The organism is Salinicoccus kekensis (genome assembly GCF_900220995.1).
In the GTDB taxonomy this organism is placed as follows: domain Bacteria; phylum Bacillota; class Bacilli; order Staphylococcales; family Salinicoccaceae; genus Lacicoccus; species Lacicoccus kekensis.
Genome location: NZ_OBQF01000007.1, coordinates 99,132 through 115,933, shown reverse-complemented (window position 1 = coordinate 115,933; position 16,802 = coordinate 99,132). Strand labels below are relative to the sequence as shown.

General features: G+C 50.5%; 15 protein-coding genes. 12 read left to right on the top strand and 3 right to left on the bottom strand.

Annotated features, from left to right (window positions below; genetic code table 11):
- Window positions 1-447: 447 nt before the first annotated feature.
- The 3 genes from CRN96_RS12535 (at window position 448) to fabF (ending at window position 4,657) form a co-directional block, all read left to right on the top strand.
- On the top strand, window positions 448-2,346 hold the full coding sequence (locus tag CRN96_RS12535) for an oligopeptide ABC transporter substrate-binding protein (protein WP_097042738.1): 1,899 nt from the start codon (window positions 448-450) through the stop codon (window positions 2,344-2,346).
- Between the two features lie 114 nt (window positions 2,347-2,460).
- On the top strand, window positions 2,461-3,426 hold the full coding sequence (locus tag CRN96_RS12530; RefSeq protein WP_097042735.1) for a beta-ketoacyl-ACP synthase III: 966 nt from the start codon (window positions 2,461-2,463) through the stop codon (window positions 3,424-3,426).
- Window positions 3,419-4,657, top strand: a complete 1,239-nt coding sequence (gene fabF, locus CRN96_RS12525) for a beta-ketoacyl-ACP synthase II (RefSeq protein ID WP_097042733.1) — start codon at window positions 3,419-3,421, stop codon at window positions 4,655-4,657. Before CRN96_RS12530 ends, fabF begins: the two co-directional genes overlap by 8 nt.
- 716 nt (window positions 4,658-5,373) lie before the next feature.
- On the opposite strand, the gene trpS is transcribed toward fabF, so the two are convergent.
- On the bottom strand, window positions 5,374-6,372 hold the full coding sequence (gene trpS / locus CRN96_RS12520; protein WP_097042731.1) for a tryptophan--tRNA ligase: 999 nt from the start codon (window positions 6,370-6,372) through the stop codon (window positions 5,374-5,376).
- Window positions 6,373-6,661: 289 nt separating this feature from the next.
- On the opposite strand from trpS, the gene spxA reads away from it, so the two are divergent.
- The 9 genes from spxA to CRN96_RS12480 all read left to right on the top strand — a co-directional run bounded on the left by spxA (window position 6,662) and on the right by CRN96_RS12480 (window position 14,734).
- Entirely contained in the window at window positions 6,662-7,060 is a 399-nt protein-coding gene (gene spxA / locus CRN96_RS12515) for a transcriptional regulator SpxA (protein WP_097042729.1), read from the top strand.
- Window positions 7,061-7,254: 194 nt separating this feature from the next.
- Window positions 7,255-7,914, top strand: coding sequence for an adaptor protein MecA (gene mecA, locus CRN96_RS12510; RefSeq protein WP_097042727.1), 660 nt, complete (start codon window positions 7,255-7,257; stop codon window positions 7,912-7,914).
- Window positions 7,915-7,981: 67 nt separating this feature from the next.
- The gene (locus CRN96_RS12505) at window positions 7,982-8,974 is read left to right on the top strand and encodes a competence protein CoiA (RefSeq protein WP_097042724.1); all 993 of its coding nucleotides are present in this window, start codon (window positions 7,982-7,984) and stop codon (window positions 8,972-8,974) included.
- 35 nt (window positions 8,975-9,009) lie between these two features.
- The gene (pepF, locus tag CRN96_RS12500; RefSeq protein WP_097042723.1) at window positions 9,010-10,809 is read left to right on the top strand and encodes an oligoendopeptidase F; all 1,800 of its coding nucleotides are present in this window, start codon (window positions 9,010-9,012) and stop codon (window positions 10,807-10,809) included.
- A 384-nt stretch (window positions 10,810-11,193) separates the two neighbouring features.
- The gene (locus CRN96_RS13305; RefSeq protein WP_179647226.1) at window positions 11,194-11,352 is read left to right on the top strand and encodes a hypothetical protein; all 159 of its coding nucleotides are present in this window, start codon (window positions 11,194-11,196) and stop codon (window positions 11,350-11,352) included.
- Window positions 11,353-11,379: 27 nt separating this feature from the next.
- Entirely contained in the window at window positions 11,380-11,850 is a 471-nt protein-coding gene (locus CRN96_RS12495; protein WP_097042721.1) for a cytochrome c oxidase subunit II, read from the top strand.
- Window positions 11,851-11,854: 4 nt separating this feature from the next.
- The gene (locus CRN96_RS12490; RefSeq protein WP_097042719.1) at window positions 11,855-13,498 is read left to right on the top strand and encodes a cbb3-type cytochrome c oxidase subunit I; all 1,644 of its coding nucleotides are present in this window, start codon (window positions 11,855-11,857) and stop codon (window positions 13,496-13,498) included.
- 28 nt (window positions 13,499-13,526) lie between these two features.
- A complete protein-coding gene (locus tag CRN96_RS12485) occupies window positions 13,527-14,159 on the top strand; it encodes an SCO family protein (RefSeq protein ID WP_097042716.1) in 633 nt (210 codons plus the stop codon).
- Window positions 14,156-14,734, top strand: coding sequence for a hypothetical protein (locus CRN96_RS12480; protein WP_097042714.1), 579 nt, complete (start codon window positions 14,156-14,158; stop codon window positions 14,732-14,734). Before CRN96_RS12485 ends, CRN96_RS12480 begins: the two co-directional genes overlap by 4 nt.
- A 470-nt stretch (window positions 14,735-15,204) precedes the next feature.
- Here CRN96_RS12480 and CRN96_RS12475 read toward each other — a convergent pair whose 3' ends face one another.
- A complete protein-coding gene (locus tag CRN96_RS12475) occupies window positions 15,205-15,882 on the bottom strand; it encodes a Crp/Fnr family transcriptional regulator (RefSeq protein ID WP_218839937.1) in 678 nt (225 codons plus the stop codon).
- 109 nt (window positions 15,883-15,991) lie between these two features.
- Window positions 15,992-16,786, bottom strand: coding sequence for a DsbA family protein (locus CRN96_RS12470; protein ID WP_097042711.1), 795 nt, complete (start codon window positions 16,784-16,786; stop codon window positions 15,992-15,994).
- Window positions 16,787-16,802: the final 16 nt, after the last annotated feature.

Genomic DNA, 16,802 nt, shown 5'->3' with positions numbered 1-16,802 from the left:
TGGCGGTTGCTGCCGCCAGTTCCTGCATCATGCCGGATGTTCCATTATTTTGAAAATTATTTAAATGAAAACATTGAAAGCGCTTTACATACAAATTATAACAATTTATAATGGTTATAAGCTGTATCCGCTGAAAGTTCAAAAAATCTGAATTCAATCAGCCGTGACGCACAAATATAATTTTATAAAAGTTTGGATTGCATCCGGATGGTCATGCTGGTCACTGCCCTTCATGACCACCTACATAATGGTGTAAAATTATATTTATAAGGCAAAAAAGGTGAATGGTATATTGTTTTTTCAGATAATTGTGATAACATTATTTTTACAAAGGTTTCATAATCAGAAGATCAACATGAAATTATTAACCGATTTCTGGTACTGAGATTCAGGGGACTGAACTTTTAGTATATATTCAGTTTAATCTTATAATGGGGAGGAAATATGATGGCGAAACTTTCGTGGTCAAGATTAATGTTTCTAACGATGCTGGTTTTCGTCCTGGCTCTTGCGGCCTGCGGCAACGGAGGGGACTCGGGGGAAGATGCCGGGGACTCTGATACATCGACTGAAGAAGGCACAGAAGAGGGTGCTGAAGAGGGAACTGAAGAAGGGGAGGACGGCGAGTCTGCGGATGAAGGATCGGCGGACGGCAGCCAGGTCTACAACTATGAAGACTTCCCGCAGGTTGTTTCCAATGATTCCGAGCCGACAGGGGAAGGTACGCTTAATGTCGGTTATAGTTCCGATACACCTTTTGAAGGTACTCTGAACTGGGCGTTCTACTCAGGTGCACCGGATGCTGAAATGATCGAGTTCTTCGATGAATCGGTCTTCACATTCGATGAAAACCAGATTGCGACGAATGACGGCGCGATCACTTATGAAATGAACGAAGAGGACAGTACGGTCACGTTCACCGTTCAGGACGGCGTGACATGGCATGACGGGGAACCTTTGAAAATCTCCGACTATGTCGCTTCCTATGAAGTGATCGGTCACCCGGATTATGAAGGTGTCCGCGGTACGACGGATGGTTTCACACTGATCGAAGGCTACAACGAATACAAAGCCGGTGAAGCGGATGAGATTTCAGGCATCGAGATCATCGACGATCAAACGGCGGTATTCACTTATACAGAACTTGCACCTTCACTGACGAACGGTGGTTTCTGGTTTTATGCATTCCCGGAACATCACTATGAAGGTGTGGAAGTGGCGGATATGCCGAACGCAGAGCAGACACGTGAAAACCCGATCGGAATCGGCGCATATCAGGTCGAGTCCATCACACCGGGTGAGTCGATTGTGCTGACGAAGTTTGAAGATTACTGGAGAGGCGAGCCTCAACTGGACGGCATCAATGTGGAAGTCGTTCCACCTTCGTCAATTGCCAATGCTGTGGAAGCCGGTAATATCGATGTGGCATTATCATTCCCGACTGACCAGTATCCGGATGTTGCGGATATGGAAGGTGTAGAGTGGCTGGGACAGCTTGATGCAGCATACACCTACATCGGGTTCAAACTCGGTGAATGGGATGCAGAGGAAAACAGGGTGAACTACATGCCTGAAGAAATGAAGATGGGCGATGTTGAACTCCGCCGTGCAATGTGGCATGCAATGGACAACGATGCAGTCGGCGAACAGTTCTACAACGGTCTGCGCTGGAAAGCGACATCATTGATCACACCTTACCACGCAGCATTCCATAAGGACGATCTGGACGTACCTGAATACGATCCGGAAGAAGCGGAACGGATCCTTGATGAAGCAGGATATGAAGATGTCGACGGCGACGGACTCCGTGAAGATCCAAACGGCGAGCCGCTTGAAATCCAGATGGCATCGATGAGCGGCGGCGACGTTGCTGAACCGCTCGCAAACTACTACATCCAGTCATGGAGAGAAGTCGGCCTGAACGTTGTCAAGACGAACGGCCGTCTGATCGAGTTCAACACATTCTATGACATGGTTGAAAATGACGACCCTGCAATCGATATTTACCAGGGTGCATGGGGCGTAGGAACAGATGCTGACCCTGGCGGTCTTTATGGCCCTGAGGCGCCATTCAACTATCCGCGCTATGATACTGAGGAGAGTACTGAGCTGATTGAAAGAGGCAACTCCGAGGAAGCGCTCGATACTGACACCCGTACAGAAATCTACCACGAGTGGCAGGAATTGATGGTCGAGGAAATCCCGGTTGCACCGACACTTTACCGTGCGTATGTCACGCCTGTGCGTGAAAACGTCGTCGGCTGGAGCGAAGAATTTGGACATGATCCTGAAGGCTTCAACCCTAAATCCGGTGGCGGCCTGTACCAGGTAGGTCTCTCTGAATAACGGAATACATGAGCATCCACTTGATTGTGGATGCTTTTTTTATTGTGGAAAATGTGAATTTATGATAAATTAGTACCTAGTGATAACATGAGATTATAAATAAGGTGTGGTCAAATGAAGAATGTAGGCGTGTTGGGACTGGGTACTTATGTCCCCGATAAAGTGTTCACGAACTTTGATTTCGAAAAAATTCTCGATACCTCAGATGAATGGATTACAGAGATGACCGGCATAAAAGAACGCAGGTTTGCCGAAGATGATATGGACACTTCCGATATGGCGGTGATTGCGGCAGAACGTGCACTTGAAGATTCCGGCGTCGGCAAAGAGGACATAGATCTGGTCATCGTCGCGACTTCAACAGGTGACCACCGTTTCCCGGCAGTTGCCAATATCCTCCAGGATAGATTGGGTCTGAACAATGTACCATCGATGGATCAGCTTGCAGCATGCACGGGTTTTATTTATAGCATGATCACCGCGAGCCAGTTCATCCAGGCAGGCACTTATAAGAACGTACTGGTCGTAGGCGTCGATAAGCTTTCCAAAATCGCTGATTTCACGGACCGCTCTACGGCCGTCCTCTTCGGTGACGGGGCGGGTGCTGCCGTAATGGGCGAAGTGGATGAAGGCTTCGGCATCAGATCATTCGAACTCGGCAGCAAAGGCAGCGGTGGACAGTATCTTTACGATGATAAAGATGACGGCAAGCTGCGCATGAATGGCCGTGAAGTATTCAAGTTCGCTGTGCGTCAGATGGGCGAATCCAGCGTGAACGTAACTGAAAAGGCAGGTTTTACGAACGAAGACATCGATATGCTCGTACCGCATCAGGCAAACATCCGCATCATGGACGCTGCAAGGGAACGGATGAAGATGCCAAAAGAACGGATGAGCAGTACAATAGATAAATATGGAAATACTTCTGCAGCTTCCATACCTCTCAGTATTCATCATGAGCTGAAAAATGGTAAAATAAAGGCAGGAGACAACCTCGTGCTGGTCGGTTTTGGCGGCGGACTGACATGGGGGGCAATTTGCTTAACTTGGGGTAAGAATAAGGAGGAGACACATGACTAAGCGAAGAGTCGTAATAACAGGTATCGGTGCATTGACACCGATCGGGAATACAGCAAAAGAAACATGGGAAAATGCACTGAAAGGTGTGAACGGTATTGATAAGCTCACCAGATTCGACAACAGTGAGTTCAATGTTCATGTTGCAGGTGAGTTGAAGGATTTCAATATCGGGGATTACATCGATAAAAAAGAATCCAGGAGGATGGACCGCTTTACTCAGTATGCGGTCGTGGCATCCGACGAAGCGGTCAAGGATTCCGGGCTTGTGATAGATGATGGTAACGCAGAACGCATCGGTGTATGGATCGGTTCCGGCATCGGCGGCATCCAGGCACTGCAGGACGGTTTTAAAGTATTGTATGAAAGAGGACCGAGAAGGGTGAGCCCGTTCTTCGTACCGATGATGATACCGGATATGGCAAGCGGCCAGGTATCCATCCGCCACGGTGCAAAAGGTCCGAATGGCGCGACGGTGACGGCTTGTGCGACAGGCACGAACTCAATCGGTGATGCTTTCAAGATCATTGAGCGCGGCCAGGCCGACGCGATGATCACAGGCGGTACAGAAGCACCGATCACTGAAATGGGCATGGCTGGATTCCAGTCGAGCAGGGCACTTTCAACTTCGGAAGATCCGGATAACGCATCCGTACCTTTCTCCAAAGACCGTGATGGTTTCGTCATGGGCGAGGGTGCAGGCGTTGTTGTGATTGAAGAATTGGAGCACGCACTCGCACGCGGTGCAAACATCTATGCAGAAATCGTCGGCTACGGCATGACGGGGGATGCATACCACATCACCGCACCGGCTGAAAACGGCGAAGGCGGTGCCCGTGCGATACAGGAAGCATTGAAAGATGCAGGGGTCGAACCTGAAGAAGTCGACTACGTCAACGCCCACGGCACAAGCACGGCGTATAACGACCTTTACGAGACCCTCGCATTGAAGACGGTGTTCGGCGACCATGCGAATAAGCTGCTCGTCAACTCGACGAAATCCATGACCGGCCACCTGCTCGGCGCAACCGGTGCAGTCGAAGCGATCATCTCGTCACTGAGCCTGCAGAACGGCAAAGTGCACCCGACGATCAACCTGCGCAACCCGGATCCGGAATGTGATTTGAACTACGTACCGGACGGCGTCGAAGAAGGCGACTTCAAATACGCGCTGAGCAACAACCTCGGCTTCGGCGGCCACAACGCATCACTCCTATTCAAAAAATACGAATAATTGATTATGAGGACCTCCTCCCGTTTTGCGGGAGGAGGTTTTTTATTGCCGGTTAATAAAGATCCCCTTATCCCTCATTGGGCACGTGGTTTGAGCGATAGACGCCTCCCATCGCTCTCTGGGTGCGCGGTTTGATTGATAGAGGCCTTCCATCGCTCACTGGGCGCGCGGTTTGATTGATAGAGGCCTTCCATCGCTCACTGGGCATGTGGTTTGATTGATGGACGCCTCCCATCGGCCCAGTGAGGATTGGTTTGGCTGATAGATCGCCCCCATCATCCAAGTGGGTATTCGTTTGGCCGGTAGAAGCCCCCATCGGCTCATCGTACACGCCGGGACGGTCCGTTAAAGCTCCAACCGCTCATCGCACGCGTCGGGACGGTCCGATAAGGCTCCAACAGCTCGTCGCACACACCGGGGCGGTCCGTTAAACCCCGAACAGCTCATCGCATACGCCGGGACGGTCCGTTAAAGCTCCAACGGCTCATCGCACACGTCGGGACGGTCCGTTAAACCCCCAACAGCTCGTCGCATACGCCGGGACGGTCCGTTAAAGCTCCAACGGCTCATCGCACACGTCGGGACGGTCCGATAAAGCTCCAACGGCTCGTCGCACGTGCCTGGATGGTCCGTTGACCTTCCTCCCCCAATCCTCAACGCACAAAAAACCGCACACCATCCGGTGTGCGGTCCCACATATATAATATAGTAGAAACTTATCTTCTTTTCCGGCCGAGCCCCATCGCACGCTCCATTTTTTCGACCATCTTATCGGCTTTGCGGCTCGCGCGCTCGCGCCCTTCATCCAGGATGTCGTCGATGCGTCCGGATTCGACGTATTCATTGACGCGTTCCTGGAAGTCGGTCAGGAACGACTCGACCACTTCGCCGAGCGCGGTCTTGAATTCACCGTAGCTCTTACCTTCATACTCGGCTTCGAGGTCTTTGATGCTCTGGCCCGTCAGGCCGCTGTAGATTACAAGGAGGTTTGAAATCCCCGGCTTGTTCTCCTTGTCGAAACGAATCTCGGAGCCGGAATCGGTGACGGCACTGCGGATTTTCTTTGCAGCGGTCTTCGGGTTGTCGAGGAGCGAGATGTATGATTTCGCGTTATCATCACTTTTACTCATCTTCTTCGTCGGTTCGTTCAGGCTCATGATCCTGCCGCCGACTTCAGGCAGCTTCACTTCCGGAACCGTGAAGATATCGTTGTAGCGGTTGTTGAACCGCTCGGCCAGTGTACGCGTGAGCTCCAGATGCTGGTTCTGGTCGTCGCCGACCGGCACGATGCTTGCACCGTAAAGCAGTATATCCGCAGCCATCAAGGTCGGGTAGGTGAGAAGTCCCGCATTGATGCCTTCCTTGGCACTCTGTTTCCTGGCCTTGTCCTTGTACTGCGTCATGCGTTCGAGTTCGCCGATATACGTGACGCTCTGCAGCATCCATGCTGCTTTGGCATGCGCCGAAACCTCACTCTGGACGAAAAGCGTGATCTTTTCCGGATCGAGGCCTGATGCGAGATAAATCGCTGCGAGTGTCTTGGTGTTCTCCCTTAATTTCAACCTGTCCTGCGGCACGGTGATCGCGTGCTGGTCGACGATGCAGAAGTAGGAGTCGTATTCATGCTGGAGTTCGGTGAACTGCTTGTATGCACCTAAGTAATTTCCGATCGTCGGTATGCCGCTCGGTTGTACGCCTGAGAATAATGTTTTCATTTTAGCTACCTTCCTTATTGACTAATCAATCTGATCCATTACTGCAATGATAATAAAAATCACCGATAACTGCAATACAGTCGCATTTCCGTCAAATTTGACAAAAATAAAATTTTCTAAATTTTTGTGTGATTATTAACGTTTTCTCATTTTATTTTAATGTTCGACCTATATAATATGAGTTGTAAGTTAGTAGAAGCACTCGAATCATTCCTGAGGATGGTTACAAAGTGTCCCACATGGGGTATACTAATGATACAAATCTATTGAGTATTGGAGTGTGAGTTGTATGGTAACATTGTTTACTTCTCCAAGTTGCACGTCTTGCCGGAAAGCTAAAGCGTGGTTGCAAGAAAATGAAATTCCTTATACTGAAAGAAATATATTCTCCGAGCCGTTGACATTGGAAGAGGTCAAGGCAATCTTAAGAATGACCGAAGATGGCACGGATGAAATCATCTCAACCCGTTCAAAAACTTTTCAAAAGTTGAATGTGGATATTGAATCTTTACCTATGAAAGAATTATACACATTAATCATGGAAAATCCAGGTCTTTTGAGAAGGCCGATCATAATGGATGAAAAACGCCTGCAGGTTGGTTATAACGAAGATGAGATCCGTCGTTTCCTTCCACGTAAAGTGAGGAACTTTCATCTTCTCGAAGCAAAAAGACTTGCAGAGATGTAATCACCCATCAACACAATTAAATTCAGTTTGTTCCCCCTTATATAAACTGATATATTCTACACGAGCCTGCGGATTTCTTGAAATCCACAGGCTTTTTGACTATACTTTATTGAACGGAACAATGTATTTGTTTTATTCCTGTAAATGAAGGTATACTATAAGTAATAAGTCTCTTGTGAGAGGAAGTGAAATCAATGAGGATAGAACGTGTCAACGAGTCGACGATCAAATTCTTTATGACTTACGCCGACATCGAGAAGCGGGGTTTCGACAGGGATGAACTCTGGATGAACAGGAAGCGCGGCGAAGAGTTTTTCTGGTCTGTAATGGATGAAGTCAATGTGGAGCACGGGGAAGGCTTTGGAATGGAAGGTCCGCTGTGGATTCAAGTTCATGCATATGACCGGGGCATAGAAGTGATTGTATCAAAATCTCAAAACGGTGAGGAAGATTATGCTATGGACCAATCCAACATGAACATTAATGATAATGATATTGAATCATTCTTAAACGATGCGGTCGAAGGCGCCACCGGGACAGACAAGCGTGAGCCTGTGGTGGAATCGGCTATGGTCAAGTTTGATGATTTTGAAACATTGATCGAATATGCTCACCAGATTGAAATGGATGAGACGGTATATGAAGATTTGCTGCATGTTTACAGCGGTGAATACTACTATGAAATCATTTTCGACCACCGCCTGTCGAGGGATGAAGTCCAGGGTGTGATGGCATCATTGACAGAGTACAGCAATCCGGCAGAAGTCGCGCCGGCATTGATTGAAGAATATGGTGACATCATCATGAGTCATAACGTCCGTGGCCAAGTAAGAAGATTTTTCCCAGAAAAATAATTTATCTGACAATAAAATAAATCAAAAACCCCCTTTTCCGGCATATATAGGAAAGGGGGTTTTTATTTTGATATTAGCTGTAGATGAAAACGGCGGCCAGGTGCTTGCCGAAAACGCCGAAAAGGGCCGGCATTATTTCTGTCCGGTCTGTGATTCACGTGTCACTTTGAAGCAGGGGCCGGTGAAGACTGCGCATTTTTCGCACCATCATATACTCGACTGCATGAGATACCTCTACAAGAGGGAGTCGGTGGAGCATCTCGAACTGAAGCATGACCTTTATCTTGCACTCACACCGCATTACCCGGCCGCTATGGAATATTACCTGCGGGATATAGAACAGATTGCAGATCTTCTGATCGGCGAAAAACTCGCACTTGAAATCCAGTTATCCACGATTTCGCCGCAGCTGATCATCGACCGCACCGAAGGATATGCCTCGATCGGCATCGATGTGATCTGGCTGCTTGATGATGCCGCAATCCGGACTGCCGGCCCCTACATCCGGCCGACGCATTTTCAGCTTTCGGCGCAGAAGGAGGGGAAACTATTCACGATCGACACGAAATCGAAGCAGGTCTTCCTCCTCCACATCCGCCACCACGTCGGCGGAGGCAGGTTTTATTTCAAAAAGGAGAAACTGGATGTGAAATCACTGGCCGGCCGTTTCCCGATGGAAAAACTCGTTCCGCGCAGGCTTTCCAACCAGGAGCTTGAAGCTATCGTCAGCCGGGAGCGCAGCAGGCGCACAGTGCAGAACCTGACGTTGACGTTCCTGTATCATACGGGTCTCGCTGTCGGCACACTGCCCGGTTATTTGAAATATACAACGCCGGCCGAGCGTCTGATCATGAACCCGCCGCTTGAATGGAAGCTGTTCATTTACTATCATCTCGACCGTGGGACGTTCAACATGGAACTGTTTAAGGAGATGCTGAAGCCCAGGCAGATTTACGGCGTGTCCGCAAAGGAGCAGCTTGCGAAGGATCTGATCAAAGACTACTTAATGTTATATAATTCACATAAAGGTTCGAAACTTGAAATTTCCAATAGGAATTGAGAAAATTGGACTATCAAACATTTGGAGGGGTTTACATGGCGGAACTTATTACAAGAGATGAGCAAAAGCTTGAAAATACTTGGGATCTCACGACGATCTTCGAAAGCGATGAGGCGTTCGAGACCGAGTATGAAAAGCTTGAGGCGCATCTCGGTGATGAAGAGAAATTCAAAGGCAATATAAATTCAGCGGAATCGCTGCTGGAAGCGCTCGAGACCGAACGTGAGCTGGGTGAACGCCTCGGCCGATTGTTCGTCTATGCGCATCTGAAGCATGATCAGGATACATCGAATGATACGTACAGTGCACTGGAGAGCCGTGCCCGCACGCTTGCGGTGAAATTCAATTCGGCATGGAGCTTCCTTGTGCCTGAAATATTGAAGCTCGACGAAGAGACTCTGAAGGCATACATGGAAGACGATCGTCTGAAGGAGTTCAAGTTCGACCTTGAAATACTGAACAATGAACGCCCGCATGTATTGAGCGATAAGGAGGAGAAGCTGATCGCCCAGGCGGGTGAGGTCATGTCCACACCGTCCTCGGTGTTCGGCATGTTCAACAACGCCGACCTTGAATTCGAACCGGCGGTCGACTCCGAAGGCAACACCCACACGCTCACGCAGGGCACGTATGTGGATCTGTTGAAGTCACCGGACCGCACCCTCAGAAAATCTGCCTACGAAAATCTGTATACGGCATATGAAGCATATAAAAATACCTTGAGCCAGACGCTCTCAGGCGTCGTCAACACGCACATCTTCAGTGCGAACGTGAGGGGCTACGAGTCGAGCCGTCATCAGGCGCTCTCAAACAATCACATCCCTGAAAGTGTGTACGACCAGCTTGTGGAGACGGTCAATGACAATCTGCACCTGCTGCACCGCTACACCGAACTGCGCAAGAAGATTCTGGGTCTTGATGAATTGAAAATGTATGACATCTACACGCCGCTCGTCGGGGATGTGGACTTCGAGGTGACTTACGAAGAGGCGAAGGACTGGCTGAAATCCGGACTGTCCCCGATGGGTGAGGACTATCTGTCCATACTCGATGAAGGGCTGAACAACCGCTGGGTGGACATCTACGAAAATAAAGGGAAACGGAGCGGCGCGTATTCCTCCGGCACTTACGGCACCAATCCCTTTATTCTGATGAACTGGCAGGATAACGTGGACAATCTGTTCACGCTCGCGCATGAGTTCGGGCATTCGGTCCACAGCTACTACAGCCGCAAAAACCAGACTTCAAACCAGGCGGGCTACTCGATCTTCGTGGCTGAGGTGGCGAGCACATTCAATGAGGCGCTGCTTGCGGACTACATGTATGAAAAATTGGATGACACGAAGAAGAAGCTGTATCTCTTGAACGAGCAGCTGGAAGGTTTCAGGGGCACCGTATTCCGTCAGACGATGTTCGCTGAGTTCGAACATGAAATGCACACATTGAAGGAAAGCGGCGTGCCGCTCACGGCGTCCAAACTGAGTGAGGTCTATGGGGAACTGAACAGGAAGTATTATGGGCCGGCCGTGGATTATGATGAGCATATCGAAGTCGAGTGGGCACGCATCCCGCACTTCTATATGAATTATTACGTCTACCAGTATGCGACGGGCTATGCGGCTGCGGCGACGCTGTCGAAACAGGTGCTCGAAGGCGGGGAGGAAGTACGTGACCGTTACATCAACGAATTCCTGAAGAAAGGTTCATCAAATTACCCGATCGAGATCCTGAAGAATGCGGGTGTCGATATGACGACGGCCGAACCGATTACGAACGCGATGAAAGTCTTTGAAAGCCAGCTGGATGAGTTTGAAAGGCTGCTGGAAGAGGCGTAAAACAGGCAGAAATCACTACATGTATATATTTTGTAGACAAGTGAGTATGTGAATACGTTTACATTATGAACAAATTGTGAAAAGCTGTTCAAAATGTTGCTTGAAGCCTTGCGGGATGTTATATTTTATACATGAAAATTTTATCACTGAAAAACATACCCCTTTGTTAAAACAGTGAAAAATTTCTCCCATCCCCTTTGTTTGAGCAGCACACTATAGAAGGTGTGCTGCTTTTTTATGCCCTCATTTAACTGAATATTCCAAATTTAAAAACCCGCATGAAATCCTTTTTAATGTGACCAGGATCACAGTGCCAGTCCTAAATCGGCTATATACTTGAATCAAGTTAAATGAACAGACTTGAACCGATGGGAGGGATTATACATGAAAGAGAGACTGAGAGAAGAGGAAAAGCCGGTTGAAAGAAGCACTGAGGACGAAATGTCCCTGAAGGGAACGTTGTTCTCCACACTATTCTTCGTGGGCGGATCGATCGTCCTGTGGACCGGTGTGCTGCTTGTTTTGTTCATCATGCGATTTTAAAAAGGACGGGAAAGGGGTTTACAGATCATGAAAATGAACAGGATGGAAGAAATTTGGATGATCATCGCAGTCGGCATCATCATCATTGCGATGGGCATCACGGGATACCAGGCATTCGCCCTCGGCATGGCGCCGCCTTCGCACAAGGAACACATCGATCCACAGACGGTGGAGGAGCATCCGGAATTTTCCGAACCCGGCGTCTATGAGACGGGAGATAACCAGTATGAAGTGATCATGACGCTGCAGGCATTCCAATTCGAACCCGGTGAGATCACGGTGCCGGAAGGTGCGGAAGTGACATTCAGGATGGCGACGAAAGATGTCGTCCACGGTGTCAACGTGCCGCATACAAACTTGAACACGATGGTCGTGCCGGGATATATCCAGGAAATCACGCAGACATTCCACGAAGCGGGCGAATACATCATGGTATGCAACGAGTACTGTGGTGTGGGCCACCAGACGATGTCTGCAACAATCACGGTGGAGGAGTGAAGAGATGAATAAACCACTTAAAATCGTCACATCGAACAAATTGGCATTGACGAACTTTGCGACAGCCTTCGCGCTCCTCCTCGTCGGGGGGTTCCTCGGACTCATCCAGGGACTGAACCGTGCCGGTGTACTTGAAATCGTCGGCGGCATCAACTATTACGAAGTGCTCACGCTTCACGGGATTTTCCTGATACTCGCATTCACGACGCTTTTCATGAACGGCTACTTATGGTCGGCGACGGACTATGTCCTCGGCGGGCTCTCGAAAGGCATACGGATGATGGGCTGGGTCGCCTACGGGCTGTTCATGTTCGGTGCGCTGCTCGTCACCATCATGGTGCTCGCGGGTGAAGCGACGGTGCTTTACACTTTTTACGCACCGATGGCTGCAAGCCCGTGGTTCTACATCGGACTGGTCTTCGTCGTACTGAACATCTGGCTTTCAGGCCTCGGCGTGTTCATCAGCGCGTTCCGCTGGAAGCGGCGGAATAAAGGCCGCCACCTGCCGCTGTTCGCATTCTTCGCAGTCGGCGTATACATCCTGATCACTTTTGCGACGTTGTTCGTGGCTGCTGAAGTGTTCTACATCATACCCTGGACGTTCGGCTGGATCGATACGATCAACGTGATGCTGACGCGGACTTTATTCTGGGCATTCGGACATACGCTCGTCAACGTCTGGTACCTCGTTGCAGTGTCGGCATGGTACATGGTCGTGCCGAGGGTCATCGGCGGCAAGCTGTTCAGTGACTCGCTTGCAAGGGCCGTTGTCATCCTGATCGTCGTACTGAACGTGCCGGGTGGTTTCCACCATCAGATCGTGGATCCCGCTTTCTCGGAAGGTTTGAAGTTCATGCATCTGTTCATGAGCCTTGCGATTGCCGTGCCGTCACTTCTGACCGCCTTCGCACTGTTCGCCGTGCTTGAACGGACGGGCCGCCGGCGCGGCGGCAAGGGGCTGCTCGGCTGGTTCTGGAAACTGCCATGGCATGACGTGAGGTTCCTCACCATCATGCTTGCGATGATTTCATTCATCTTCGGCGGTGCCGGCGGCATCGCACAAACCAACAACCAGCTGAACCAGGTCGTCCATAATACGCTGTGGGTGGTCGGGCACTTCCACGTGACCGTCGGGGTCGCGGTCGTGCTGACATTCTTCGGACTGGTCTACTGGCTCATCCCGCACTTGTCGGGCAGGGTGCTCACCAAAAAGATCCACAACCTCGGCATCTGGCAGACGATGCTCTGGACGGTCGGCATGCTATTCATGACCCTGTCGATGTCCTATGTCGGGCTGCTCGGCTCCCCGCGCCGTACGGAATATACGACTTACGGCGGCAATGCCACGGCGCTCGAATGGGATCCGTACCTGCTGTTCGTCGGTGCCGGCGGAACGCTCCTGTTTGCCGGGGTCGTACTGATGGTCTACATCGTCTATCACTTGATGTTCCTCTCGCCGAAAGGCTATACGCCGTTCATGGTCGTCGAAGAGGAGGAGGAAGATGCGCATAAAACACCGAAGTGGACGGAGAACTGGGGACTCTGGGTCATCGTCGCGGTGCTGATCATCTCCATGGGCTATGTCGTGCCGCTTGTGGACCTGATCGGCAATGCACCGCCGGGGTCGCCGCCAATCCGGACGTTTTAAAGATCAATATTAAAGGAGGTCATGACAGATGAAAAAAGAACTCATAATCAGCGGAGTCATTTTATTCCTGGGCGGCCTCCTCATATTTTTCTCGACAAGCGGCTTTTCGGCCTTCACGATCGAACAGGAGAGGCTGAATGAACTGAAGGAGCAGCTGCCTGAATTCCCGAATATTGAAGTCGTCGACAATAAAGGTCGCGCCTATAACTTTGATGAATTCGAAGGTAAACACATGCTGATGACCTTCATCTACACTTCATGTGCAACCGCGTGCCCCGAGATGTCGTCGAACATGAAATATGTCTACGATATGATCGATGCGGGGCAGTATCAGGATGATTTGGTGTTCCTCAGCATCTCATTCGATACGGAAAGGGATACGGCCGAAGTGCTGGACCGTTATGCCGGATACTTCGATGCAGATGGCGAGACGTGGCGGATGCTCAGGGTGCCGGATGAGGACGATTTAGCCGGCATCCTTGAGATGTACGGCGTCACGGTCATCCCGGAAGGTGATACGGATTATCAGCACAACACATCGTTTTATCTGATAGAGCCGGACGGGAGGCTCGGCGAGGTGCTCGATTACCGCGATGTCGACCATGCCGCGGAGACGGTTGTGCGTGCGGTTGAAGCGGGCGGGGAGGTGGGGCTGAGATGAAACAATTCTGGTACGGCCTTGCGCTCCTCGTGTTCCTCGCGTTGCCCCCGGTCCGGGAGCTGCTCGAATCGGTGATGGCCTTCCATATGCATATGCAGATGATGCTTTTATTCGTCTCAGGGCTCTTGATGGCCCCGTTCTTCCAGAAACGCTTCGGCCATATATTCGAAAGTTTCAATAAAACCGGCCTGCCGGGCGTCGTGATCTTCCTCGTCATCGTGGTCTACTGGATGATGCCGCGGGCGATGGACGAGGCACTTGAAATCTGGTACGTTGAGCTGTGGAAATTCATCTCGCTGCCGTTCCTTGCCGGCGTGCCGCTCCGAGACAGCTGGAAGAAGATCTCGAAAACTTTCGAAGTCGTGTTGTTCCTGGTGCTGATGGTGATATTTGCGGTCATGGCTTACCTGTATATATTCGCAGAAAGCACATTGTGCAACAACTACCTCATGATCGACCAGCAGACCGTCGGCTGGGGATTCGCCTTTTTCACACTGTGCATCATCATGTATATACTGCTCGTTCTATTCACCGACCAGAGCCAGTACTTCGGCGATGATTCCGAAACATCATAAAATAAACCCCGCATACCTTTGAATGAGGTGTGCGGGGATTTTATTTTCCTGACTAATTATCCCCATCGCTCACTGGGGTCGCTGATTGAGCGATAGACCACCGCCATCGTCCAAGTGGAGTTTGGTTTGGCCGATAAATTGTCCCCAACCGCTCGTCGCCCACCCCGGGACGGTCTGTTAAGCGCCCAGCCGTTCGTCGCGCGCCCCAGGACGGTCTGATAAACGCCCAACCGCTCATCGCCCACCCCGGGACGGTCTGTTAAGCGCCCAACTGCTCATCGCGCGCCCCGGGACGGTCTGTTAAGCGCCCAACCGCTCATCGCGCGCCCCGGGACGGTCCGCTAAACGTCCAACCGCTCATCGCGCATCCCGGGACGGTCTGTTAAGCGCCCAGCCGCTCGTCGCGCGCCCCGGGACGGTCCGTTAAATCACAAAAACGCGCCTGCTCCGGCGCGCCCCGCACTAAAAATCTAAATATACTCCTCAAGCGCCTCGAGGTCGACGATCATCAGTCCTGTGCTGCCGATTTCCAGTATGCCGAGCTTCCGGAATATGGAAATGTTGCGGTTCACCGTTTCACGGGTGAGCCCGATCATGTTCGCCATCTCCTGCTTCGTCAGTTTCAAAGTGATTTCACGCCGCCCGTCCCTCAGTACAAGTCCGTGTGCGTATGCAAGCCGGCGGATCAGCAGGAGGACCTGTTCATCGGTCGGTTTCAGCATCTTCTCCTGGAGGCGGTGCTGCAGGTCGATGATGAGTTCACCTATGTAATGGAACAGCTTCACCGCGATTTCGGGTTCCCGTCTTATGACGTCCTCGAAATCTTTCTTGCTTATGAAGATCACTTCGGAATCTTCGGCGGTGATCGCACTGGCAGGGTAGGGGTCCTTCCTGAAGACTGCATGGTGCGGGAACATCTCCCCTTTACCGAAGAAGTTGATGATCTGCTCGCGTCCCTCTTCATCGATCCGGTATATCTTCACATTCCCGCTCACCACGAAGTAGAAGTTGATCATCTCCTCCCCCATATGGAACAGATGAATCCCGCTCTCCACATTCCTGTGATGTGCGATTCCCGCGACGGCGGAAATTTCTTCATCATCCAGCGCTTCAAATATCTTCATCGATGACAAGTATTCTTTCAGCAACCGGCTCACCTCCTTCACCATCCACTATACCACCCCTGCATAATAAAAAAATCCTGCAAAGTGCGGAATGCACCCTGCAGGGAAATAAAATGATTAATAAGAATGTAATTCAGTTGGCATTCAGCACTTCGGTACCGCCGCGGATCTGGTAGTAGGTAGCCTCATCGGTCTCGATTTCCTCGATCAGGCGCCTGAGCTTCAGCTTCTTCAGCTCGTTCAAAAGCAGCCCCGTGCGCCATTCGAAGACGACCTTCAGCTCATGGAAGCTGACCACTTCAAATGATTCGATGTAATCATAGATGCCCGGCAGGGGTTTCTTCTCCACTTCGAATTCAAGCAGTTCATTGATGATGTAGGTGAATATATGGTAAGGGTAGGGCCCTTCGACTTTGATGCCCTCTTCATGGATGTCGCCGCTGAAGAAGACCATCGCGGGGAGTTCCTCTATGTCCATTTCGCGGTACACCGCAAGATCCCGCTTCAGCATGCTCTTGACGTTGCTGGAGTTTATTTCCTCAAAGAAGCTCTGCACATCGAGTCCGGCAAGCTCTGCACTCTTCAGCATATGGTCGTATGTGCAGACGCTCTTCGTCGGGACGATGCGGTTCAGTATATAGCGCATGAATGCGCGGGCTTTATTTCGACCTTGTATTTCCGCAGCTTTGTAGGCAAGTGCAAGATTATCCTGATCAGAGGTGGACTGGGCCTGACACTTCGTTAAAACTGTGAGTGACGGTGCGAGTATTTTTTGTATGGTGACATATTCCCTGTATTCAATAATCAGCTTATTGATGATGGGTTCCATCTCACGGCAGACGTCAGAAAAAGGGTCGAAAAAGTAAAATATTTCAACCTTCTGGTCGAGCGGCTCAACCGCCGGCCATTGGTGTATCACACGGTCCATCTAAGCTCCTCCTTAA

Excerpts from the sequence above, each read along its gene's own strand:
- CRN96_RS12495 (WP_097042721.1), top strand. The coding sequence starts at position 11,380 with ATGAAAATGAACAGGATGGAAGAAATTTGGATGATCATCGCAGTCGGC.
- CRN96_RS12530 (WP_097042735.1), top strand. The coding sequence starts at position 2,461 with ATGAAGAATGTAGGCGTGTTGGGACTGGGTACTTATGTCCCCGATAAA.
- CRN96_RS12485 (WP_097042716.1), top strand. The coding sequence starts at position 13,527 with ATGAAAAAAGAACTCATAATCAGCGGAGTCATTTTATTCCTGGGCGGC.
- CRN96_RS12470 (WP_097042711.1), bottom strand. The coding sequence starts at position 16,786 with ATGGACCGTGTGATACACCAATGGCCGGCGGTTGAGCCGCTCGACCAG.
- fabF (WP_097042733.1), top strand. The coding sequence starts at position 3,419 with ATGACTAAGCGAAGAGTCGTAATAACAGGTATCGGTGCATTGACACCG.
- CRN96_RS12535 (WP_097042738.1), top strand. The coding sequence starts at position 448 with ATGGCGAAACTTTCGTGGTCAAGATTAATGTTTCTAACGATGCTGGTT.
- CRN96_RS12490 (WP_097042719.1), top strand. The coding sequence starts at position 11,855 with ATGAATAAACCACTTAAAATCGTCACATCGAACAAATTGGCATTGACG.
- spxA (WP_097042729.1), top strand. The coding sequence starts at position 6,662 with ATGGTAACATTGTTTACTTCTCCAAGTTGCACGTCTTGCCGGAAAGCT.
- CRN96_RS12480 (WP_097042714.1), top strand. The coding sequence starts at position 14,156 with ATGAAACAATTCTGGTACGGCCTTGCGCTCCTCGTGTTCCTCGCGTTG.
- mecA (WP_097042727.1), top strand. The coding sequence starts at position 7,255 with ATGAGGATAGAACGTGTCAACGAGTCGACGATCAAATTCTTTATGACT.
- CRN96_RS13305 (WP_179647226.1), top strand. The coding sequence starts at position 11,194 with ATGAAAGAGAGACTGAGAGAAGAGGAAAAGCCGGTTGAAAGAAGCACT.
- pepF (WP_097042723.1), top strand. The coding sequence starts at position 9,010 with ATGGCGGAACTTATTACAAGAGATGAGCAAAAGCTTGAAAATACTTGG.
- trpS (WP_097042731.1), bottom strand. The coding sequence starts at position 6,372 with ATGAAAACATTATTCTCAGGCGTACAACCGAGCGGCATACCGACGATC.